Origin of the sequence: Legionella sainthelensi, assembly GCF_900637685.1 — a bacterium.
GTDB lineage: Bacteria > Pseudomonadota > Gammaproteobacteria > Legionellales > Legionellaceae > Legionella > Legionella sainthelensi.
Window position 1 is genome coordinate 1,639,762 of sequence record NZ_LR134388.1, and the last position, 23,855, is coordinate 1,663,616.

Genomic DNA, 23,855 nt, shown 5'->3' on the forward strand with positions numbered 1-23,855 from the left:
GTTTTTTAATGTTTTGTTTCAATTAAGTACAATAACGTGTCTCTTTTTGACCAAAACACGTAACATTGAAATAAAATTGTATCCTAAGTTTTGTACTATAGATGCTTCATTGAAAACTCAGTAAGAGAGTTTGGAGTTCACTTTGAAGCAGGGTTCAGGCAAACCTTTAAAAGAAGTTTTGATTGCAAATAGATTTCCAGATAAAGGGCTGTGTTGTAATTGTTCCTCACTAAGTCCCATACGCGCTGAGGTAATAAGATGACGATCGCCAAAAGCAACACTAGTTGGTCTAGGGATCGGTAACTTAATAGAGTCCATTTTCTTCCCTTGGGGATCATAACGATTAACACTCCACCCATCCCACATAGCAACCCATAAAAAACCTTGAGCATCAACAGTCATACCGTCAGGTAATCCTTCAGAGTCGGCGATTTTAATAAATGATTTTTTATTTGTAATTGCTCCAGAGGATAAATCAAAATCATAACGATATATGGTGTGAGCTAATGAATCAGAAAAATACAAATATTTATTATCAGGGCTAAAGCCTATACCATTTGACAAGATAAAGCCCTTGTCCATAGGTTTAAATGTTAAATCAGCGGATAATTGAAAAAGCACTCCTATGGGAGATTGCCAATCTTTTGCTGCGGTACCCGACCAAAAACGCCCCTCACGATCACACTTACCGTCATTAAAAATAACTGCTTGATGTGCATAAGGGTTGCCAATAAGCGTTAAGGAGCCGGTTAAAAGATTTGCAAAAGCATATCCTTCTTCAACAGTAATTAATAAACTATTTGCAGAATATAAAGAGATGCTCGTGACAATTTGGTTTAAGACAATAGATTTGTTAATACCCGTTTGAGGATTAAAAGAATGTATCGCGGGTTGTAAACAATCCAACCAATACAACACACCCTCATGCGGTGACCATAACGGACTTTCACCTAAGAGTGTCTGGGAATCTAAAACAACACGAGGATGAAACTTATTCATAATAATTATATTATTATCCATAATGACTCAAAAATCCAAAATCTTAAGATTATTGAAAAATCATGGAAGAGATCCTAAAAAATGATGCTATTTCTTTGGTGCTTGTTAATAATGAGATGTATATTTATATCTTCTATCATTGCAGAATCCCAGCTTAAACAATATAGAGTAGGGAGAAATAAATGGCACTAAAAATCGTAGATTCTCATTTTCATTTTTATGATAAGAAAATACATAATTACCCTTTTTTAACAAATTATGATGAGAAACTTGCCTTATTGTGGGGAAAAAACTATCAGCAGAAACTCCCTGAGTCTTATCTTCCTGCCGATTATTTTAAAGATATGGGGGAAGTAGAAATAGAGGGATTGGTTATGGCTGAGTTGGTTTCGACCGATCCACTCAAAGAAATGCAGTTTGCTAGTAATATTGCTAATAAGAATCAACACCTATCAGCAGCAATTGCAAATATTAGTTTACGAGATAAAAATCTGTCGCTAGTTCTTAAAGAATATCGTCAAATTCCTTTGATACGCTCTGTTCGTGATCATTTGCTTTGGGATCCTAATAATCCTAATCGATGTTACACAGACAGGCAGGGAATTCTTCTCGAACCTATCGTGCAAGAATCGTTTACAATACTTCAAGATTATCCTTTTAATTTTGAATTTGAAGTTTATGCACATGAAATACCCACAGTACTTCATTATGCACAAAAATTTCCTAAGATTAAATTTGCCTTACATTGTCTGGGTTGGCCGTTAGATCAGACTCGAACTGGTTTTGCAAAATGGAAAAACGAGATGCAACGTTTAAGCCAATGCCAGAATGTCTATGTGAAAATCACCGCTATCGAGTGTATTTTTGGTCTTGAATGGTCTTTAACCCAAATTACTCCTTGGATAAAAACAACGATTGATCTTTTTAGCCCGACACGATGTATGTTTGGTAGCCATTTACCCATTGCTAAATGTTCAAAAGGAGCGAAGGCGCTTTATGAGGCATACCAATCGATTGTTAAAGATTTCTCACTACAAGAACAACAATTTCTTTTTGCGGATACGGCAAAGGATTTTTATAATATTCGCTGAGTAGTAGGGAGCGAGCTAAAAATTTGGATTTTAATATGATTATTTCTTCTATTGCTGATTACCGTGAGGCTGCACGACGAAGATTACCTCGTTTTTTATTTGATTATATTGATGGCGGGTCTTATACAGAACAGACAATGAAAGCCAATACATCGGATCTTCAACAGGTTATTGTGCGACAACGTATTTTAAAAAATATAGAGCACCTTGATTTTGAAACTGAACTGTTTGGACAAAAATTGGAATGCCTCTCATTTTAAGCCCTATAGGCCTTACAGGGATGTACGCACGACGAGGTGAAGTACAAGTAGCTAAAGCTGCTGCAAAAAAAGCCATTCCTTTTACTCTATCTACGGTTTCTGTTTGTTCTCTAGAGGAAGTTACTCGTCAGAGCGCTCAACCCATCTGGTTTCAGCTTTATATACTCAAAGATCGCGGTTTTATGAAGAATATGCTCGATAGAGCACAAGCCTGTGGTGCTACTCATCTGGTATTCACTGTAGATATGGCGACACCAAGTGCACGCTATAGAGACTTACACTCAGGAATGGCTGGTCCATTTTCCCGGGAGCGTCGCTTCTTGCAAGCCATAATGAAACCCTCATGGGCGTATCACGTTGGTATTATGGGCCGTCCGCATGATCTGGGAAACATTTCTGCTTATTTGAAGAACGCTATAGGTTTAGAAGATTATATTGGATGGTTAAATAAAAATTTTGACCCTGCGATCAGTTGGTCTGATCTTGAATGGATCCGTAATTATTGGAAAGGGCCCATGATCATTAAGGGAATACTTGATCCCGAAGACGCAAAAGATGCGGTGAGATTTGGTGCAGATGGAATTGTTGTTTCTAATCATGGCGGTCGACAACTTGATGGGGTATTATCCACGGCGAAAGCACTGCCCATGATTGCTGATAAAATAGGTTCAGATCTCACTATTCTAGTTGATTCTGGAATTCGCTCGGGATTAGATGTGGTACGTATGCTTGCTCTAGGAGCTCAAGCAATACTTCTGGGTAGACCTTCAGTATATGCTTTAGCTGCAAGAGGACAAGCAGGGGTGGAGCATCTGCTCGATATAATTAAAAATGAAATGGCTATTGCGATGACTTTGATGGGAGTTAGCTCATCTGCAGCTATTGATCGATCTCATCTTTGTGCTTTATTGTGAAAATACATCTAACTTTGAATGATGTATGACAATAGAGTTTAAGATAATCTTCACATTAATTAAGGAGATAGTTACAGATTAACAACACTGAAGCGTCTTTGTCATGGAGCGCTCATTAAACTCCTTTATCAAGAAATCAATTGTTTCTCCTAACTGACTTTTCCCCATGATTGTTTCACTGGCCTTATAAAATGTTTGCGAAAAATAAGAATACACCGAGCTTGTATTGCTTTGTTGAGATTTACGCCGTTGAATATCATTTTCATCTGTTTGCATTCTTTGCAATAACATTTTCATCAATTCTTTGTATTCACTATCATGTTCATTATTTTCAAAACGTGAATACAGACTTGCAGCATTTTGGACATACTTAAGAATCAATTGAATTTTTGTATCAAAGATATCTCTACTGTTTTTATTGGTAGCCAGTTCGAATTCTTTTTCAAGGATGTATTCGTACAATACAAAAGAAAATTGGTAAATCCAGGGGATACTTCTATTTTTGTTAAACGATGAATTGTCTTGAATGCTCTTGATGATTTCAGGACTCTTTTGATATAGCTCGCTTAAAGCGTTAATAAAGTTTTTCAAACTGGACGTAAAAATGTTTCATACAAATCGGAAGTGAATGCGGTGTTGTATTTGCTATTATAATCAATAACAGTAGTATTCACGTGTTCTAGTGCAGAGGCAATTTCACTCAAAAGTTGTTGAAAATACTCATTATAATCATCATTAAATTCCTTGGATTTAAGTGTTTTAATTAAACATCGAGCGAACTCATTTCTTTCGATTAATAATTCTGCTTCCTTACCTTTATAGGTTTTTTCATCCGCTTGTAATTTGTAGGCATCGTATATTTTTTCACAATAACGGATTGCAATCTCTCTAAAAATGCCCATTGTACCTCCCTTTAGTGATCTAGGCTTAGTGTTTTTTATGCAATATGGAAATAAATCATTTTTTAAGGATAAGTCTTCTTTTTTCCTATTGTGATGCACAATATTGTAATTACAAAAACATATAACTTCCAGATTGTTCGTTATGTTAACTCACTGTAAGCTTTAGGAAAAGCAACTTTAGGTATTTTAGAGTTTTAAGGAGATAAAAATTAATGCCAGGGCCTAAAGGTTAATGGTAGATTTTTAATTCGTATTCAAGTAGGCTGAAAGAAAAATTCATGGACAAAAATGAAGTCGATTATAATTTATGGTGCTACAGGTATGCTTGGGCAAGGAGTGCTGAGGGAAAGCCTATTAGATACCCATATTGAGCGAGTTACTGTAATCGGCCGTACACCTATAGGCCAGACTCATCCCAAGCTACGAGAAATTGTACGTGCGGATCTATTCGATTATCATAATATTGAAGAACAACTAAGTGGAATCGACGCGTGTTTCTTTTGTCTTGGTACTCCATCGACTGGAAAAACTGAAGCTGAGTATACTCGAATTACCAAAGATCTGACTTTAACCGCAGCACAACTTTTATTGCGCTTAAACCCCCAACTTTCTTTTATATACATTTCTGGAGAAGGAGCGGATAGTAGTGAGAAAGGGGCTTTAATGTGGGCGCGAGTGCGAGGTCAAACTGAAAATGAATTACTTCGAATGCCATTTAAGAGAGTCTATATTGTTCGCCCAGGGATAATTCAACCTTTGAATGGGATTCAGAGTAGAGTCCGTCTCTATCGATTAGGGTATCGTGTATTAAAGCCCATGCTTCCAATGTTGCGTTATTTTTTTCCCAATCTTATTTCGTCGACTCAATTATTAGGACAAGCAATGATAAAAATTGCTCGTGAGGGGTACGAAAAACCAATTTTAAGAAATAAAGACTTATACCTGCTGAGCTTATCCAAACAGGAATGAGATTTGGTTCTTTAGGCTACAGAGACTATGCTCATTGGTTTTATGATTAACTTGATTAGGTAAAGAGACGGACTAATCTCACTTTCAACGTATAACATGAGTGAGTTATATATGTAATTGAGTAATCATGCGATCCAAGTGGTTTGAAAAATGTTGAATTTCTTTAGGGCTTAACGTGTCTAATCCTCCGCGAATTAAACCACTTTCTCTTAGAGATTCATTTAAATGACGCATAGTGAGAACTTGTTTTATATTATCGGTAGAATAAAGCGTGCCACGTGGGTTAAGTGCAAACGCTTGTTTTGTAATAATATGATCTGCCAAAATAATGTCAGCGGTTATTACCAGATCTTTGCTTTGTACTTGATCAAGAATGTATTTATCTGCCCCATCAAACCCTGCTTCAACTTTAACTCTTTTAATAAACGGTGAAGGCGGGATAGTTACTAAGTGATTCGCAACAATAATGACTAAAATATGGCGTTTCATGGCCGCACGAAATAAAATTTGTTTAATTGCCTTTGGACAGGCATCACCATCAATCCAAATTTTCATTAATTGTCCTTCATCTACGCTAGTTAACAAAAAAGTGTTGCATTTATGATTTAATTTTAAACATTGAGTGGATTGATACTTTAACTTAAATGGATTCAGTAAAGCAATGGCACAACAAAGAATAGATATTTTTAGGTTAGTCATTTTGCAAGACCAACCTAAAGTTATTATTAAATAAGCTCGAGATTGCTTGATTTCATCGGTTCCTTCGGAGATTCCGCTTCCATTTTTTTATTGTGTATTGATCTAAAAAAAGACTGTAATGTACATGCATGACGATAGACAGTTTCTGATACAAAATGACTTGGTTTTCCTTCCGGATCCGATTTTAAAAGGTAACCCTTTTCACGTGCTTCTTGAGCCTTCATAAAGGAGACCACGCATTTGTTGGTTGCGTCACTGATCTCATAAACAGCAGCATTATGCCAAGGTGTACCACCCGGGGCATGATCTTCATTAAACCATATTCCAATTTTGTCAGCAGCTATTGTTTTAGGATGACATGACAATCGCAGTGCTTCTGGCTCAATTATTGATAAATATTTGCTAAGTGCGTTACTCATTCGTGCTACACCACGAGAAATGATTTCAGCTTCTTTTTTAATTTTTGATTTCGTCTTTTCTGGATAGCCCATACTGAGTTCTGTTGTAAAAAATTGAATTTGGCCTCGGTATAAATTAAGGCTATTTATATCATCATCATTTTTCGGTTTTGCAACTCTTTGTCTGAAACTTGTTTCAGATTCTGCATATTCGTTTAAATCAACTGTGCCTGCCAGGTTAATAACTTTAATATTTTTTAAATCGTTTTTTTCTATCATTTCATTTAATTTTGAAAGATAGCTTTCACGTTTTTCTTTAGTGTGAATATCAGGGAATACCTCTGCAAATGCAAATCCGTCTGTATAGATTACCAGTTCGGCTCCAGGGCCATAAACAGCCGCAATTTTTTTACAAATATTATTTAAGTGTTGTAAGGAGACTAATTCGGCCATATCAGGAGTGTCGCCTAAAGTCTTACCGCGTACTGGTGCTTTTTCTGGGAAAGCTGGTGCCACAAGTCGTATTTTTTTTCCTTCAAGTACCATATTATCAATTTTATTGATAATTGCCTCTGAAAATTCGGCGACTGTATGACTTTCTTTTTCATTGTCAGGAATTTTTCGATGTTCAGATATGATATTCAAAATATCATTAGTTAGGGGGTGCGGCATAATAGTACTCCAATGAATTTTTTGATTTTCTATTTAATCTCCCGAGCTTTATTTAGTCATAAACTCGTGGAATGCAAAAATAAATCATAAAGATCAAATATTGAGCTGATATGATATATTCTAAACATTAAGATAACCTTAAGAACGCTTGAAAATTATTTATTTTGAATTATTAATTTTCTTATTGTTTTTGATTGGTTCATTTTGATTGCAGATAGCAGCTAGGATTACCACGATAGAATTTACCTAATGGAGCTATCGCTAGTATGAATGTTTCTAAATATCATCTGTTAATATTATCTCACTCCATAAAATGGATAATCGAATTTTCATATCTTATACTTTTTATTATTTAGCTCCATTTTCTTACTATTAGAAGCAGTTTTAATGAATACACTTAGTCGTAGTGCTTCAGGTTGATGTGTTAAAGCATTTGGATTAGGTAGTGTTGTTACTCTTTTTATAGATGTCTTTTTAGTACCAGCCACTAAAGCGATAGTTCAATTATGGAACTGGTATGTGCCTAAATGGCAAGGTTGTGTATTACCCAAATGATAAGGGATATCAAAATGGATAATAAAAATACAATACCCGGTAGGTTTGAAGCTTATACTGCTCAGTTTCCCGCTCATATTGCTGCAATTCATGGCCAACAAATTCTTTCTTATGATCAATTAAATCAACAAGCGAATCAACTTGCGCATTATTTGCGAAGCCTGGGGCTTAATGTTGATACGCCGGTTGCATTATGTCTCGAGCGTTCCTTTGATTTTTTAATCGCTATCGTAGCCATTTTAAAAGCTGGTGGTGCTTATCTGCCTATTGACTCTTCACAACCTGAAGAGCGTCTTTTATTTCTTTTAAATGATAGCCAAGCCCCGATTTTAATTACTAAAGCTGCTTCTGCTCATCACTTCTCACAATATCAGGGTAAGATAGTTTTACTGGATAAGAGTCAAGCATTACTCGATCAGCAACCTAGTAATAATCCATCAAATTTGATTTCTGACCAGCACCTTGCCTATATCATTTACACTTCAGGTTCTACAGGAACGCCTAAAGGCGTGCTCATCGAGCACCGATCCATTATAAATTATTATCAATGGCTTGGAGAATATACTCAAAGTAAAGTGCAACAACGCATAGATTTTTCTGCCAGTCCTATTTTTGATATGGCAGTTTCTGTTTCTTTAGCGCCACTCATGTTAGGTTTAACCATTGTCATCTGTGATACAGAAATTAAAAAAGATTCTAAAGCATATTTAGCATATTTAGCGGATTCACAAATTAATACGATTAAGCTCACGCCCAGCTATTTTAAACTCCTGGTTCAAGAAGCTAAGAATAATTTTATTGCCTTACCTCACTTAAAATCGATTATTTTAGGTGGGGAAAATCTTGCTGCTGTTGAATGCAAAGACTGGCTTAGGTTATACCCAGAACATATATTATATAATGAATATGGACCTACAGAAACGACAGTTGCGGTTTCAGTATATAAAGTACACCGAGACGGTATTACGGATTTTGATATCCACGTGCCTATCGGTAAGGTTGGACCACAAATTTCATATTATATTCTCGATAAATACCATCAACCAGTAGCTGATGGTGATAAAGGTGAACTGGCTATAGGTGGCATTTGTCTTGCACGTGGTTATTTGAATCGTCCAGATTTAACTGAAAAGCAATTTATTACGGATTTTTCCAACCAGGAAGCAAATAGTCGTTTTTATAAAACGGGTGATTTATGCCGAAAACGTGTGGATGGCGTGATTGAATATTTTGGACGTATCGATGATCAAGTTAAAATACGAGGTTTTCGCGTGGAACCAAGAGAGGTAGAAAACTGCCTGGCAAGCCATTCTTTAATTAAGTCAGTTGCTGTGGTGACGCAAGAAAATGAACAAAAAGAACAACAACTAGTAGCTTATTATGTTCTGGACAATAAAAATCCTGAACTAAATGCCACACAATTACGTCAATTTTTAGAAAAACAAATTCCTGATTATATGATTCCTTCAGTTTTTATAAGGGTGGATTTTTTACCGTTAACTGCAAATGGAAAGTTAGATAAATCAGCGTTACCCTTGCCTAAAATGCATGTAAGTCATAATTATATTGAACCTGTAACCGTTTTGGAAAAACAGCTTGCGCGTATTTGGGCTGAAGAATTAGGAGTAAAATTAGTTGGTTTAAAAGATAATTTTTTTGAGCTGGGCGGACATTCTCTTTCTGCTGCACGTCTGGTGTGTAAAATCAATCATACCCTCAAAAGAGATATTACACTTTATGATTTTTATAAAGCTACGTGTATTGCTGATTTAATCCCCGTACTGCAACACACCAAAAGAAGTACAAAAGTTATTGTTAATCAAAAGACATTAGAAACAACACCGTTAAGTGATTTCCAATTTGTACTGTGGATGGCTGATACTTTTGAGCCTAAGGCAAAAAGATTAAATATTATTGCCAGAAAGCGCGTGAAAGGCCATTTTGATAAAGAATCTTTAGATTTTGCATTTCAAGCTGTCTTAAAAAGACATGAAGTGCTCATGTATTATCTTTTTAAGTTAAAACCAAAACAAAAATCAAGTAAAAATTTATCCATCAAATTAGTTACAAAAGATCTTCGTACTTTGTCTGGTGCTAAAACAGAGCAAAGTCTTGACCAATCAATGCATGAGTTGGAATATTTTAAGCGTTGGCCAAAAAATGCTCCCTTGATACTTGCTCGTCTTTTTTACTTAAATGAACAAGAGTCTGAGTTACAGATTTGTATGCCCCATCTGATTTCTGATAATGCATCAGTGGATATTTTGTTTAATGATCTGTCAAAATTCTATTTACAGAAATTAAATGAAATAGGGTCTCCAACTACTTCCGGGACAAATGAGCTATTATCAGCAATAGAAGTGGATAGGCAATTTAGAAAATATATTTTTACGGAGCAGCAATTACTTGAAAGCTCTTTAGAGAAAGACAGTCAGTTTTGGGAAAAATATTTGCACAATGCCTCTTTTTTTGCATTCCCTAAAAAGCACATCGTTCGTAATATGAAAAAAGAAAATCTTGCTTATTCGACATACATGCCAATACCCATAGAAACTGTGAGTAAGCTAAAACATTTTTGCGAACAGCATCATATTAGCATGAATAATGGTTTATGCACGGTACTTGCATTGGCCTTGCGTAATTGCTGCGGCAGTTTTAGCGATGATAAGTCTTTCAAGGTTATGAATATTATTAAATCGACGCGAGATAATCCGAGCTATGATAATTCAATTGGTTGTTTTTTAAGAGTTGAACCCATTAAAGTTGCTTTAGATAATAATGAGACTTTAGAGAGTTTATCGCAGCAAATCCAACAATCAATCATTGAAACGAGTAACCATCAACATTGCTCTAATCTTATCAAACTGAGTGCAGTGAGCACCTTAAATACAAAAAAGAAAAAAATTCAAAGCTCTTTAATTAAGTTGGTAACTCCAGTATTTACTAAGATTTTGCAAACCCCACTTATTTATCGCAAAATATTACAACGTTGTATCAGTCGTTTCATGTTGTTTAAACGCAATCATTATTTTGTTATCAATCTGAATGTCAGAAATAATTTTCTAGCTCATGATGAAAACCAAACCCAGTTATTTGGTCTTAAAAACCAGTGTGCGGATCTCCAGCAGAGAGATTTATTGGCTATCGATTATATTTTTGAAGCATGCTTTCTATATGATGAAGATCAAAAAGCCTACTATTTGGTAATTTCGGCAAATTTAACTCCGGAGTTCAAAATGAAAATAGCACAGGAATTTTTGCAGATAATGGGAGGTATATCACTAAATCTAGCCTTAGCAGTGCAAAGTAATTAACGGGTTAGGTCCAGTAGCGATGTATAAAGAGTATTATAAATTTAACGTTTCTTTTCCCAGTTTAAAATCAAATGATCATACACCAATATTAATCTGGAGGTTTTACAGTCATTGATGCACCTAAAGTTTCGGTCACTCGCTCAGTAGCTACTGAAGTACCTGACGCTGAAGAGTAATAATTCATAGCCAAAGGATTACAAATCATTGCTCGAATCAATCGGGGACCTATTCCTGGCATTCCTGCATGCATCACCTTTTTATTATCAATCAGCAACAGATCTCCTTTTTTCCAGATACATGAAGAATAATAATGACGCATTGTTTGTGCAAGCGCTTTTACCTCTTGATGGCTAAAACAACTTCCTACCTTTTTCTTATTTGATGACCTAAGTTTATTTTTTCTTTTTGCTTTAAAATTATAAAATTTGGTGCGCAAAATTTTATAAGAATTCTTTGGAGAATTAAAAAAAGAAATAAATAGAATAGCCAGAAACTCTATCGAATTAAAAATAGAGGTGGGCAGTTTCCAAAAGAAACGATGCCAAAACCATTTCTTGTCTTTATAATCGTTCATAAAACACTTTCTTAATTCATAATTCAAGGCTGCAAGTTCAAACAAATTGATTTGCAAGGCCTTTTCTTGAGTTAAGGGATGTTCTAAAACGCTTGGTTTATACATTACAGCAAAAGACTCACTTCCTTCACCTTCAATAGGAAGAGCAAATTGCTCGCATTTTTTTTTTGCCTCATCTTCAGCAATCTGATACCTTTCGGCAATCTCTTTAATTGACCATTGACATACAAAAAAGAACTCTTCTCTAATTTTTCTTTTAATTCTTTAGATAAATGATTATAGACTTTTTGTGTATTAATTAAACCGGTTTCTCCGCCCAATGCGGAAGGCTGAAAACAGCAAAAACATAAATAACTAGGCACATCAGTGGAATAATAATTTTCAGTATGAAACCCTCCAAGGTATAACGTCCCACCGGTCTTGTAAATAGAATTGGTATGTAAAACATATTTTAGATCACCAACATGGACGCGACCGTTTTCAGACATAAAAGCGTCACTAATGCCACGAAACTCAGGAATACTTAAAATAATATTTTCAAATTGTTCCTCAGTATCAATATTAAATCCTCTTAAAAGCACGGCACCATATTGAGCCATATCCTGAATAATTTGAGGAGAATAAGATTTCAGAAACTGGTGCAAAAATTCGAGATCAGCAGATTTATCAGCCTCGATAACCAACGGCATTTGTTCTTCTTCAGATAAAATAAGCCGCTCATCTTTACGAAGAAACCGTGTAATAACACCTTGATATTCCTTGTGCATAATTAAGCTTCTCTAACGAATTTAGGATGTGAAAACTATAGCATAAAGAGCAAACATATTTGAGCGTTTTACAGTGTACTGGCTTCAACTTTTGCCGGAGGGACTACGATAGCAAAAGGTTCGATAGAACTACCATCTATGGTTTTACTTAACAATTTGACTCGTATTAAAACCTCAGTAGTGTGACTGTCTTCGGAGCATTTTATGTCATACAATTCGCGTTTACAATTTGAAACTTGATGAACCGTATCTACAGGGCTGCTGTCTTTATCAATCATTTTTCGTTTTTTCAAATCAAAAACGGTCAATTCTAAATGACTCAGTTGCCACTCGTATCCTTCAGGAGTATATCCTACGCGTCGTTCATGAACTAAAGTAATTTTTTGTCCTTTTTTAAGTACAGTACGATATTCCCATATAGGATGTTCTACACTGAGTTCACCTTCTACAATATCGTTTCTTTGTTGGAACGCCTTTTCCATATTAAGATAACCCCAGCCGTAAGTTCTATTCCAGGCTGAGCCCATAATTTTAGAATGTTTGGAGGTAGCAGTCCCTGCATCAGTCCACGTATCGGCACTATTGATAAGCAATGCTTTAATTGCCATAGGATTTTGAATTCCTGCATCTTGTAATAATAGTGCGGAAGCACCTACATGTGGTGCTGCGGAACTAGTTCCACCCATGAGACGATAACCGTCTTTATAGTTCATTGCATTGGAGTAAATAAAGCCATAAACCCCGGGATCAGGGGCACAGGTCATCGTATCATGGCCAGGAGCAGTTAAATCAGGTTTACGTCTCCCAAAAGGGGTCGGGCCTCGACTACTGGTATTTCTTATAAGATGCTTTCTTCTATCAGGAGTTTTAATCGCAATATCATTTTCAATGACAAGCGTATTCATATTAGCAATAGTTAACCCATTATAATTGTCCCCTGGAACAGTCAGCGTAGAAGCATAAGGAAACTGTTGCGTCCCTTCAACATATCCAGCATTTCCAGCTGATTTTACCCAAAGGATTTTTTTTGTATTTACGACATAATCTATGACTTTTGCAAGACCACTCCACTCAGGACAAGAAGGACAATTTAAATCTAATCGGCCGTTTCCCATGCTGTAATTAATGAGGGTGGGCTTCACTTCAGAACGGTTCAACATCCAATCTAATGTTTCCATAGTAAGCAAAATACTGGCTGGATCGGCTGTTTCTTCTCCTGCTAACCCAGAAATAATAGTGGATGCTCCATATGCTATGCCTTTATATTTTTCATGGGTACTTGTATAAATACATGCGACACCTGTCGCATGGGGTTCTTTTACACCATTAATATGATTGGAATACCCTGAGCCTACATCTTGGCGGACAATTAACCTTTTGTTAGATAAAGCAGGATGTAATGGATCTACTCCTGTATCAATAATACCAATAATTCCTTTTTGTCCTGTATAGCCATGAGTCCACCAATTATCTACATTAGGATAAAAAGGAGAGGGCGCTAGTTTTAAAGCTTGAATAGTAATATCTAATTCGGTCTCGGCTCCTCTGTGTAAAGAGATTTGCGCAGCGGCATCAAAATTAGCAATTTGCTCGATTAAACTACTATTCATGGGAAGTTGTATTGCAACAGCAGGCATGAAGCCTAAATCTTGTACTCGTACTCCTCTAATTTTTTTAATTTCCTCAATAAAGGATTCTTTTTCTGAAAAATTATGTAAAAAAATGAGGAGTGATAAGGGGGGATGAGTTACTTCTAATCTTTTGGAGTGTTTTAAATGTTTTACCGTATTGAGAACATCTATATCAATGATTGCTTTTGCAAAAAGAATAGGGTTAACGGCTAATAAAAAGATTGCTATATAACATCTTCTAAATAGGTACCGCATCCAGAGTCTCATGGGATTCTCACTTAATGAATTTCTTATTTTTTTAGATATAAACTAATTCATAGTAAATTAAGTATTTGCCAGTGAAAAGCTCTCTTTGCATTTTAAACTTCATAAAAATGATGTTGGAAATGCATTAAGTTAACAGGCATAAAATTAAATTCTGGGATATTGAATTAAAATACATCAATCAATGAGTTCTTTTTGAGGACCATTACTGCTGGATTAAGGAGTAGATCCTTAATTTTTTATCCTGCATTTGTTTACAGACCCCGATGTCTTTCAGCCGGATTATATTCCGGAGTCGCTGCGGGCTGTCGCTTAAGGAGGGAGCTTAAGTTAGTGGCAGAAGTGCTAGTACATGCCAACACTTCTGTGGCTAAAATCAATTATTAACGCATTCTATTGAGAAATTGTTGCTCATTTTGGAGTTCAATCGGAGCTGACAGAGAGTTATCTATTGCTGTTTTAGCTTTAGTTAGACTTCCTGTTATATCTCCTTTTTTATTTGGATCATAAGCTATTTTTTCAAGATATCGATCGAATTCTTCGCTAACCTCTTTGGCAGATTTTCTTTGTAATTTTGATGCCAAAGTATCCAAACTTTCTGCTGCAGGCAGGTGAAGTGAAAAGAAGCCAGCAATTTTGCTTCCCCAATACATTGAACGAGAGTTGTTACGTATTTCAGCTGCTACTTTATTAAAAATATGAGAAAGTTCCATATTATTTACTCGATGAATTAAGCCAGAAAAAAATTGCTCTGATTTTTCCAGATAATTTTTATGAGTCGCGTGAATAGTGGGAATTCCTTTTGTCTGCGCAGCCTCAATTTCTGTATGATCATCATCGATAAATACTTTAATCTTATTGCCACTCATTTTTTGGATATATAAGATGAAACTTGCTTTATCAGGAAAATTTGTTTCACCATATCGAGTAAACAATAGACGAGTATCATTCTCTTCAAATGTGAAGTTGTCTAATGGCATAACAGAAGATTCTAGACCATAACTTTGTAATTGGAGTTGTCTTAATCTATTTAACTCTCCTCGTGAACTGACGATCACAACATGGTATTTTTCTTGAAGTTGTTTCAGTGCCTCTGTTGCCCCACTGAACATAGGTGACATTTGATATAGGGTATTGTTTTCGTCTGTTACCGATTCAAAATCCTCTGCATTCTCTCTATTAACTAAGGTATCATCCCAATCAATAAAAATTAGCTCTTTGGTCATAGTTAACTCCTTGATTAATTTTAAATAATTTAATGAATCAATTACCAAACATAAAGATTAATTTTTTTTCAATTATACCCCGGTAAAGTAAAATAAATAACTGTCATGTTTTTACAGTGGAATTGAAAGAGTCTAAGTATAAAAAGAATGGAATCAGAGTAATCTAATGGAGATATGCAGGTATTTCTAAATTTTTTTATCGATTATTGTAAGTTCTTTCTTAGGAAAAAACCTACAATTAATCCATAATCAAGATTCTGTTAGTGTTTACAGAGCCAAGGTGCGAGCCATTTCAACGTTTTCTAGATTATCTTGAAGTGCAGCTAACTTTAAATTTAACTTATCAGTTTGTGCAATAGTGACATGGAATGGGATTTCCTTTTTCTGACTATTCCAAATTTTAAATCCTTCACCAAAGACACAAGAAAGTTTATTAGAAAACATATCCTGTATTTTTTTACTGGGTAAAAGATTTACAATGGTATCTCTACCCATGCCTACATTGGGTGCAAAAGCCAAGTTAGCTTCGGTGCTTATTTTATTGAACTCTTTACTTGTTGATACGATTTGGAAAGGGCAGCCATCAATTTCAAACGATATTTTTTGCCCATCTAATTCTTCATAAGCAGTATCAACTTTTTGTTGATCAAGATCGTTATCCGTATTTCTTTCTATTCTAAAATCGCCAAAATAAGCAAGAGATAGATGGCATACATCGGTCATTCCTACGGATAATTTATATGTGTCAAACAAATCACTCACTTCTTCATTATTAACTTGAATTGAGGGGAAATTAGGTTTTAATGTATTGAAAACACTTGATAAGGTTGAAATGGGACTCCCATCAATATCAGTAATTTCGAGTGCTAAAAAATAATCATTTGGTAGTTGCTTTTTCACAAATTTATCTGTTCGCCCAGGGGTTTGGAGCATCTTAATTGTTCCAGTAATTTTCATATATTAAGTCCTGTTATTTTAAATGATAAAAGCAGAAATAAGCTGCCGGCGCGATTATAAGTAAAATGAATAAATCTCATAACTGTTGGATTTTAACAGTTATATTTTTGATTCAAAATGATTAAAATTTGATTAAATTTTTCAATTTTAGAAGAGATAGCAAAATCATTAACAACTATTTTGGAGTAATTAAAACATGCTTGATAACAATCTAAAAGAAATAATCAATGAATTACAAGAACAGGATGTACTTCCTCATACCGGAACAATTATCGGCGGTCCTAGAAATCAAGTTGATAAAAAAGGAAGGGCAAAACAAGGACATCTTTTTTCAGTTATTGATAAAAAGCCAATAGGAGAAGGTGGATTTGCTTCTGTTTATCCGGTCACTTTATATCGACAAGATGAAACTGGCATAGCTAAAAAATCTACTCACCATAAAAAATTTGTAACAAAGGAATTTAATTTAAATAAACTTAAAAACAAATATCATGACTTAAATATAGAAAATTTAATTGAAAAAGAGTTTGATTTTTGTCGAAAAGCAGGGCATTTAAGTATAAAACCGCCGGTATACGAGAATAATAAATGTTATCTGACAATGAAACGAATGCCAGGGAAGAATTTAGAGGATATCTTTAGTAAATTAATGGATGATCCTGATTGTCTTACAGATAATCAAAAAATTCAGATAACCTATGCCTTATTGTTGGCTTTGAAAAACCAGGTGATTGATAAAGGAATTATTCATCGAGATATAAAGCCTGAAAATATTCATGTTAAACTAGCGGAGCCTGTTGAAGTAAATATTTTTGATTACGGACTTGCAAAAAAAGCAGGCGAAGAAGATGGACTATTCCCTGGAAGCGAAATTTGGGCAGCACCTGAACTATTTACCGGCTCACCCCATGATAATAAAGCGGATATTTTTTCAATGGGAAGAGTAATTGCTTTCTTATGGGGCGAAAGTCCTGAAAACTATTTAAGTGGTAATCCTTTTAAGAAAAGCAAAAATGCAGCAAAAAACCTGAATTTGCCTGCAGATGCTAAATGGGTAGAACCATTTTTGAAGCCAATGTTAGCAAAAACTCAAAATGATAGAACAGATATTGATTCCGCAATAAACCATTTCGAGCGACTAGTAGCCATTAATGCACCGATACATAAATTACCTAAACTTACAATAGAAAATCATGCACCTATTAATAATCACCACTTTTTTCAAACGCGAATTGAAAGCACAGGAAGTTCTTATCCTAAATCATTAAGTATTCAACAAGATATCAAAAGAGATTTACTGGAGTTATTAGAGTATCTTCCCAGCCAATATTCTCATTATCGCAGTAATACACTTTTTAAAAAAACAGTGGGGCGCTTTACCACAATACAAAAAATGATGAATGAACTAAATCAGATAATGAATGAAAAAGAGTCTCAAGACATACCTCAGGCATTATATGATTTTATTCTTCATCATCAGAATAAATCGATGCATGCCAGTGAGGCTAATATTATAAGAAAAATAAATGGCTTCTTACAAGATATTGAGTATCGAAATTTAACCAATTCAAGCTTTAAATTATAATATATTCATTTTTTACCGGGATTGTTAGGAACGCATCGCTAACAAATCCCAGATAATTGTAAGATTTTTCAAGCCTTTTTCAATGGCTTTAGTGTAAATATCTTCTTTATTGTAACAACCCCATTTGCTTTTTATATTATTAAGATGAAAAATAACTGTTCTTTCAGTTATATGAAGTAATGGTGCAATGATCTTGATGGTTTTGCCTTGTAAAAAATAATACAAAACCTCCATCTCCCGGCGAGACAAATTAATCGTTGTTTTTAACCAATCATCAATATTAATATTGATTTTAAGGTTAGGTGCTAAAAAAGTATTTTTTGAATTGAGGTTACTAATCAGCTCTTGGAGAGTCATAAATTTGGTAAAACCAATGACGCCATGCGTTTTTCCATCTTCATCTTTAAGCGGTAATTTGTGAGATAAGGCAAAGAGTTTTTCGCCATTTTTAGTAATACAATCATCTAATTGAAAGTAAATAATTTCTTCCATTGCGGAGTAATCATGGCTATTATAAAAATCCGCATACTTTCGAAAGGGAAGTGCTTTATCTGGCATGTGGAGAATATCTTGCTCTTGTAGTTGCAATTGTTTGAGCCCATTATTATTCATATACTGGTAATGACAATTTTTATCTTTGATGTATACGGTACTATGGGAATATTCAAAAATTGTTTTTGTATAGGTCAAGAGTTTTTCAGGGATCATAAAAGCTATTTATACAACTCAATAAGATTAAAAATTATACCACTGTGTTATTATTTGGTCAATTTGTTTTTTTAGTTAACTCAATGATCAGAGTACAGTTGGTTTTATGAATAAGCCGCCGGACTTAAGACATTCATTTAGCAAAAAATTAAGTTTTTTTGTGGAATTAGCTCGTTATCTAATTATCCATAAGACTCTCTTTAATAGAATTCACCATTTTTTCGAGAAAATTGCCACTGCCCATTTGAATCAAAGACAGCTACTAGATCGTCATTGGGATAATGTACTTTATCTCCTTCAGTTCGGTCGCCAATTTCCAGGTAAATAACATCACTCGATGTTCGATTTATTAATTTATGTGCTACACCATCAGGAGTAAACCCAGCACACATCCCTGGTTGCAATTGAAACTCATCAACATCAGTCACTAATGATGGTTGTCCTTCTAAAATAAAAATAAATTCTTCTTGTACTGAATGTCGATGGAGTAATGCCGATTGCGCTCCGGGAGCAAGTCGAGTTAAATTGACACCAAATTTTTTATCCCAAATAGATCGCCTAATGGATGTTTTTCTCGCCCAGCCATCATTGAAGCAAATGGTTCTGGATAAACAGAAGGTTTTTTACGCGCTGGTGTATTTTTCGCCACAATGGTAATCGGGGATTTGTTATTTTTATTCATATACTTCCTTATAAAAACACACTAAAAATAAAATTAGATTAGGGGCTTTTGATCCTGGCATAAACGCTTGCTATGTATCATTGTTTAAACTCCATCAATCCTTTAACTTTGATATCAATGTGGCGAATATAGCGTTGTATCAGTTGATTTGCTTGTTCGATAGTGAGCGGTTTGCGAAGAATACCATCCATTTCAGCATCTTCACAGTTAAAACCAACATCCATTGGATCATGTCCTGTTAAAGCAATAATAGGAACCCTGCACTGTGTTCCTTGTTCTTTGCTTCTTAATGTTGCTGTCAAAGTATAGCCATCTCCTTCCTCTAGAGTTAAGTCCATTAAAATCAAATCATATTTTGCTGGTTTAAAAATCTCACATGCTTGGCTGGGTGTGGCAACAACATCTGTTAAACATTTGCAGCTCATTAAAATTGTTTTTTCTGCTTTTTGTGCAATCAGATTATCTTCTATAAGCAAAATTTTTAATTTATTGGTTTGTCCTGTTGTTTCAGAGATAAGATGATTTGTAACTGTTTTATGATTGTAGTTAACTTGGGATTTTAAATTTTTTAGTTGATCTGTTAATTGTTTTTGCTTGGATATATCTCGGATAGTCACAACCAGACCGAGAGCCTTTCCTGATTTATCTGCCAAGGGAATTCGTGAAATTTCAAAATAAATAATACTACCATTATTTTTGATAATTGCCTGTGGTTCGACTTCGCTTTTCCCGGATATGAGGGCGGCAATGTCCTGCTGCTGAACGCTATCAATTTGTTCAGAAGTCCATAAACCCTGTTGACGCATCATTTCATAAATCGAGCATATGGAGTTATTTTCGATATGACTACAACCTAAAAAGCGTAATAAATTAGCATTACAATCAATAAGAAAACCATCTTTATCAATGAGATAAACCATATTATCCATTTTTGTAAATGCTCTAGCATAAATCTGCGAAGTAGGTGAGTTTTCCATAGAAGGCTATGCTAATAATTTTGTTTTAGTATAACATAGCCCATTTTGTAAGGATAAATATTGTTCAATATTAACAATTTTTTTTCATTCAAATGGATGTAGAATGGAATAGTTAAAGGTTCGACTGGCAATGTGTCTACCTTATGAAATAACTAATTTCGATTCCATGCTTCGAATTTTTTCATAATCTAATAAAATTGATTCGCGATCACCAGCTAGTCCAATAATTCCAATACTCGTGAGATAATCTACAGTCTGGGGTACCCGATCCCCGTTTTTAAACCAAATATGTTCACTGAGAAAGGTCGGTAATTTAGAAATTTCAGCAAGAGCTTCAACATTTGATATGATACCTTGAGCGACCGCTTTCAAAAAAACGGGTATCACTGATTTTTTGAATAGATATTTTTTAGTGAGTACATCACCATCAATATAAATTTCAACTAATTTATCTGCCTGACTACTACCGCTTGCTGCTCGTGCAAACCTCACAACTGGACCGCCGCACATTCGAGCACCTGTTTCTATAAGGCGTGGTCCTTGCTTTGTAAGCATAATTTCAGTATGCGTAGCCCCCCAACGAATTCCTAAAGCATCTAACGTCTTTTGGGTATAATCAAATAATTCCCCATACACGTGTTCACTATAGGGTACAAATTCAACATAATCGTAAACAGTGTGGCGATTATTAAATGGGATCTTATTATATTTGATTAAATGCGCTAAATAGTGTTTGCCTTGAGCGCTTACAGTTCCGACAGCAAACTCAGTACCAATAGCTTGTTCTTGCACGACAACGGTTTCGCTAATCGCCCCAGTAACTTTAGAGGGCTCGGTCATAACTCGATTGAAGGCCAGTTTCCAATCTCCTTTTGCTGGAATGTGAAAGACCTTATCGCTACCAGCAGACATTGGTGGTTTAATTACAAGCGGAGCATCAACTAAGTCGTTTTCCTTAATCCAGGTATCCACTTCATGTTCCGATGACGTATTAAGCGTTTTAAGAACAGGAACACCAGCTTCTTTCAAAGCATTTTGCATAAGGGCCTTGTGTAATCGATTAAGCGATTTTTTGGGGTCATTGGCGAATTGAGGCGTTAAAACCTCCGTTAGACGCTCTGCCAAAGAAATTCCTAACTCGTCACCAGGAATAATCGCAATAGGATGGTGCTTTCTAAGATCCTCCACTAGATTTGGATGGTCGGGAATAATTTCGATAAAATCTGAAGTTTGAACTTTTAATCCAAATCCACTTTCTTCTATAGATTGAAGAGTGACTGCAATAACAGGTACTCCTCGAGCTTTAAAAGCAGGCGCTAAATCTATTCCTGATGATAATGGATTAACGATGACGACGGGTCTATTCACCTACTACCTCCTTATTTAAATTTTTCATCAACATGATTCGAGTCTTGCCAAAACTCCAATCACATAGCGATTCCACTTTATCGAACGACGTCGACGATTCAATATAGGAATCCGGCCTGACTAAAATTGCATGGTTTCTATATTGAGTGTGCTGGGTCCAATAGTTTGCCTGCTGTTCGTATGAGTAAATTTGAATAACTTTTATGAATTCAGGTACGTTGAGATCAACGGCATAATCATTAAAAATTAACAGGGTAAATTGGGTATAATCTAAAAGAGAGTAAAGGCGGGTTTTTATGATCCCCTTAAAAATTTCAAAGTCAAAAAGTCGAGAGCCATTGAGCTCGCCATGACCATAACAAACTCCCATTCCTGTAATATTCCCCGCGCGTTTTTGTACAATCTTTACATAATCCTGGGCATGGGTTCCATTCTGTGAATACTTAGTAGAACGAACCAGTTCTCCTGATGTTTCAATCACACTTTGCGCAACCGGTTTACGCTCGTTTTCATAGCTTTGCAAAAGTTTTGGAGAGGCACCATAATTGATTACCATATTTAACTTCCATATGAGATTGAATGCATCAGCAAGACCTGTATTAAGACCTTGACCTCCGTTTACGGAATGAATATGGCATGCATCGCCCGCAAGAAAAATGCGATCTTGTACGCAGAATTTCTCGGCTAAAGATTCTTTGACTGAAAAATGTGAAAACCATACAATTTCTTTAAAGCGTAAGGTATGAGGCTGTATAGCATGATTAATTTTGTCAATTGCTTCTTGTAGGGTAAACTCCTTAGTATCCATTCGTATGTAAAATCTATCAATTTCACCTTCTCTTGGAATCCATGCTACATCCGATGTTTCTGCTTGAAAAACGATGATTTCAGGAACTTTTAAAAAATCTGTATCTATAATGCCATCAATTACAGCCCATATAATCTGTGGTCTTATGATCTCAAAAGGTATTTTAAAGTGATTTCTAACGAAAGATCGAGATCCGTCGGCACCAATGACAAATCGTGATTTAATGCTTTCTTTATTTGAAAGTGTGGTGAGGCATCCTTCTTTATTGAGTGTAATGTTTTCAGCTGCAGCGGAACGTTTTACAGATGCGCCAATTTGTTTAAGCTTCCTATCCAACAGCTTTTCTACATAGGACTGGCCAAGCATCAGGAAATGTTTATGGAGGCATCCTTGGAGTTCGTCCCACCACGAAGATTGGCGTGAAATGAATTTCCCATGTGCCCATACGGCACTGGTGTTGCATGTCTTTCCCAAAGGATAGAGTTCATCAAATAAATCAACGAGTTCAAGAAGTTGTAATGTACGTGCATTAAGGGCATCGGCTCTCCCAACTTCTAAGGGGCCATCAGATTTATCGACAATAACAGTTTGCATACCACAAAGTTGTCCTAAGTACGCACACATAAGCCCTACTGGGCCTGCGCCAACTATTACAATATCTGTTGTTAGTGTACTCATGTGTAAGATTCCAAACCTGGGTTATCAAAAGGAGGGTTACTCAAAACATGAACCCGTTGAATATGGCGAGGAGACTTAGAGGTGAATTCTTCTCGTCCATGTAAAAGTGAGAAATTATCTGCAATAACTATATCTCCAGTTTGCCATTCATGGGCATAGAAATTACCAGGAGAATAAAGAGCCTTTGCCAAGCTTGCATGAAAGACATCTAATTCTTCATGACTAATGCCTGTAAATTCAAGTTTTGGTGGATTGACGAAATGGCCTTTATTTTGAGAAGGGGGCTCATTGTAGCGAATAACTGAAAAACCTTTTTGAGGGTGGTCCGTAATGATTGGTGATATTGTTTTGCTATTATAAAATTTCATTTCTCTTTGATAGGTACCAGTTACCTTTTGCCAAAGCTCTTTTTCTTCAGAAGATGTATGTTTTAAAGCTAAAATGGTGTTTGAAAAAGTTGTCCTTCCTCCTTGTCCCGGTAAAGGTGCTTTGACACAATGAAAAATCTGATACTCAGGTACCTGGGGACGATACATACCATCCCAGTGTAGTGGCATGTAACTATGATCAAAAATGTGATCTTCTGGGATCTCTTGCTCAATTAATTCAAGGACCTTTCCAAATGGCCAGATACTCACTTCTCCCCAGCGTTCGCAATAATTAGAAAAATCTTCCGCATTCTGAAATGTATCAAACCCTCTCAATACAACGAGTTGATTCTTCCAAAATAAATGACGTAAATTTTCTATATGAAGATCTCCAACATACTTTTTTTCGCTCAGAGGCTCTAAGAGCACACCAAATGGTTTTAGATCAGTAACTTTGTAATTCATACTCTATCCTTTCTATCGATAAGC

At 35.5% G+C, this 23,855-nt stretch carries 21 protein-coding genes and 1 pseudogene; 5 read left to right on the forward strand and 17 right to left on the reverse strand.

Annotated features, from left to right (window positions below):
* Positions 1 to 117: 117 nt before the first annotated feature.
* The gene (locus tag EL220_RS07250) at positions 118 to 1,020 is read right to left on the reverse strand and encodes an SMP-30/gluconolactonase/LRE family protein (RefSeq protein WP_232002685.1); all 903 of its coding nucleotides are present in this window, start codon (positions 1,018 to 1,020) and stop codon (positions 118 to 120) included.
* Positions 1,021 to 1,181: 161 nt separating this feature from the next.
* Between EL220_RS07250 and EL220_RS07255 the strand changes: the two genes are divergently transcribed.
* On the forward strand, positions 1,182 to 2,090 hold the full coding sequence (locus tag EL220_RS07255) for an amidohydrolase family protein (protein WP_027270104.1): 909 nt from the start codon (positions 1,182 to 1,184) through the stop codon (positions 2,088 to 2,090).
* Positions 2,091 to 2,125: 35 nt separating this feature from the next.
* A pseudogene (gene lldD / locus EL220_RS07260) lies at positions 2,126 to 3,264 on the forward strand (FMN-dependent L-lactate dehydrogenase LldD).
* Positions 3,265 to 3,342: 78 nt separating this feature from the next.
* Here the strand turns inward: lldD and EL220_RS19515 are convergent.
* Together EL220_RS19515 and EL220_RS19520 are read right to left on the reverse strand one after the other, a co-directional pair.
* Positions 3,343 to 3,855: a hypothetical protein gene (locus tag EL220_RS19515; protein WP_269471008.1), complete on the reverse strand. Its 513-nt coding sequence runs from the start codon at positions 3,853 to 3,855 to the stop codon at positions 3,343 to 3,345.
* Complete coding sequence (locus EL220_RS19520) at positions 3,852 to 4,166, reverse strand: hypothetical protein (RefSeq protein WP_269471009.1); 315 nt, start codon at positions 4,164 to 4,166, stop codon at positions 3,852 to 3,854. The genes EL220_RS19515 and EL220_RS19520 overlap by 4 nt, the downstream gene beginning before the upstream one ends.
* 288 nt (positions 4,167 to 4,454) lie before the next feature.
* On the opposite strand from EL220_RS19520, the gene EL220_RS07270 reads away from it, so the two are divergent.
* Positions 4,455 to 5,135 carry an NAD-dependent epimerase/dehydratase family protein gene (locus EL220_RS07270; protein ID WP_027270101.1) on the forward strand — a complete coding sequence of 227 codons (681 nt, stop codon included), beginning with the start codon at positions 4,455 to 4,457 and terminating at the stop codon, positions 5,133 to 5,135.
* A gap of 105 nt (positions 5,136 to 5,240) precedes the next feature.
* Here the strand turns inward: EL220_RS07270 and EL220_RS07275 are convergent, their stop codons facing one another.
* Positions 5,241 to 5,690, reverse strand: coding sequence for a YaiI/YqxD family protein (locus EL220_RS07275; RefSeq protein ID WP_027270100.1), 450 nt, complete (start codon positions 5,688 to 5,690; stop codon positions 5,241 to 5,243).
* 170 nt (positions 5,691 to 5,860) lie between these two features.
* Positions 5,861 to 6,904, reverse strand: coding sequence for an L-tyrosine/L-tryptophan isonitrile synthase family protein (locus EL220_RS07280; protein ID WP_027270099.1), 1,044 nt, complete (start codon positions 6,902 to 6,904; stop codon positions 5,861 to 5,863).
* A 569-nt stretch (positions 6,905 to 7,473) separates the two neighbouring features.
* On the opposite strand from EL220_RS07280, the gene EL220_RS07285 reads away from it, so the two are divergent.
* Positions 7,474 to 10,773: an amino acid adenylation domain-containing protein gene (locus tag EL220_RS07285; protein WP_035905729.1), complete on the forward strand. Its 3,300-nt coding sequence runs from the start codon at positions 7,474 to 7,476 to the stop codon at positions 10,771 to 10,773.
* 88 nt (positions 10,774 to 10,861) lie between these two features.
* Here the strand turns inward: EL220_RS07285 and EL220_RS18775 are convergent, their stop codons facing one another.
* The 5 genes from EL220_RS18775 to EL220_RS07305 all read right to left on the reverse strand — a co-directional run bounded on the left by EL220_RS18775 (position 10,862) and on the right by EL220_RS07305 (position 16,192).
* Positions 10,862 to 11,452, reverse strand: coding sequence for a hypothetical protein (locus EL220_RS18775; protein ID WP_232002686.1), 591 nt, complete (start codon positions 11,450 to 11,452; stop codon positions 10,862 to 10,864).
* Entirely contained in the window at positions 11,452 to 12,114 is a 663-nt protein-coding gene (locus EL220_RS18780) for a TauD/TfdA family dioxygenase (RefSeq protein ID WP_232002687.1), read from the reverse strand. Before EL220_RS18780 ends, EL220_RS18775 begins: the two co-directional genes overlap by 1 nt.
* A gap of 68 nt (positions 12,115 to 12,182) precedes the next feature.
* Entirely contained in the window at positions 12,183 to 14,012 is a 1,830-nt protein-coding gene (locus EL220_RS07295) for a S8 family serine peptidase (RefSeq protein WP_232002688.1), read from the reverse strand.
* A gap of 380 nt (positions 14,013 to 14,392) precedes the next feature.
* Positions 14,393 to 15,235, reverse strand: a complete 843-nt coding sequence (locus EL220_RS07300; protein ID WP_027270095.1) for an HAD family hydrolase — start codon at positions 15,233 to 15,235, stop codon at positions 14,393 to 14,395.
* Positions 15,236 to 15,502: 267 nt separating this feature from the next.
* Complete coding sequence (locus EL220_RS07305) at positions 15,503 to 16,192, reverse strand: hypothetical protein (protein WP_027270094.1); 690 nt, start codon at positions 16,190 to 16,192, stop codon at positions 15,503 to 15,505.
* A 196-nt stretch (positions 16,193 to 16,388) separates the two neighbouring features.
* On the opposite strand from EL220_RS07305, the gene EL220_RS07310 reads away from it, so the two are divergent.
* Positions 16,389 to 17,777 (forward strand): protein kinase domain-containing protein, encoded by a 1,389-nt coding sequence (locus EL220_RS07310; protein ID WP_027270093.1) that lies wholly within the window; start codon positions 16,389 to 16,391, stop codon positions 17,775 to 17,777.
* Between the two features lie 24 nt (positions 17,778 to 17,801).
* On the opposite strand, the gene EL220_RS07315 is transcribed toward EL220_RS07310, so the two are convergent.
* From EL220_RS07315 to EL220_RS07340, 7 genes are all read right to left on the reverse strand, one after another.
* Positions 17,802 to 18,485 carry a LuxR C-terminal-related transcriptional regulator gene (locus EL220_RS07315; protein ID WP_027270092.1) on the reverse strand — a complete coding sequence of 228 codons (684 nt, stop codon included), beginning with the start codon at positions 18,483 to 18,485 and terminating at the stop codon, positions 17,802 to 17,804.
* Between the two features lie 200 nt (positions 18,486 to 18,685).
* Positions 18,686 to 19,048, reverse strand: coding sequence for a cupin domain-containing protein (locus EL220_RS07320; protein WP_331852664.1), 363 nt, complete (start codon positions 19,046 to 19,048; stop codon positions 18,686 to 18,688).
* Positions 19,006 to 19,167 carry a hypothetical protein gene (locus EL220_RS19525; RefSeq protein ID WP_269471010.1) on the reverse strand — a complete coding sequence of 54 codons (162 nt, stop codon included), beginning with the start codon at positions 19,165 to 19,167 and terminating at the stop codon, positions 19,006 to 19,008. Before EL220_RS19525 ends, EL220_RS07320 begins: the two co-directional genes overlap by 43 nt.
* Positions 19,168 to 19,244: 77 nt before the next feature.
* Entirely contained in the window at positions 19,245 to 20,144 is a 900-nt protein-coding gene (locus tag EL220_RS07325) for a response regulator (RefSeq protein ID WP_027270090.1), read from the reverse strand.
* 141 nt (positions 20,145 to 20,285) lie between these two features.
* A complete protein-coding gene (locus EL220_RS07330) occupies positions 20,286 to 21,512 on the reverse strand; it encodes an ATP-grasp domain-containing protein (protein ID WP_027270089.1) in 1,227 nt (408 codons plus the stop codon).
* Positions 21,505 to 22,998, reverse strand: a complete 1,494-nt coding sequence (locus EL220_RS07335) for an FAD-binding protein (RefSeq protein WP_027270088.1) — start codon at positions 22,996 to 22,998, stop codon at positions 21,505 to 21,507. Before EL220_RS07335 ends, EL220_RS07330 begins: the two co-directional genes overlap by 8 nt.
* Positions 22,995 to 23,831 (reverse strand): TauD/TfdA dioxygenase family protein, encoded by an 837-nt coding sequence (locus EL220_RS07340; protein WP_027270087.1) that lies wholly within the window; start codon positions 23,829 to 23,831, stop codon positions 22,995 to 22,997. Before EL220_RS07340 ends, EL220_RS07335 begins: the two co-directional genes overlap by 4 nt.
* Between the last annotated feature and the right edge of the window lie 24 nt (positions 23,832 to 23,855).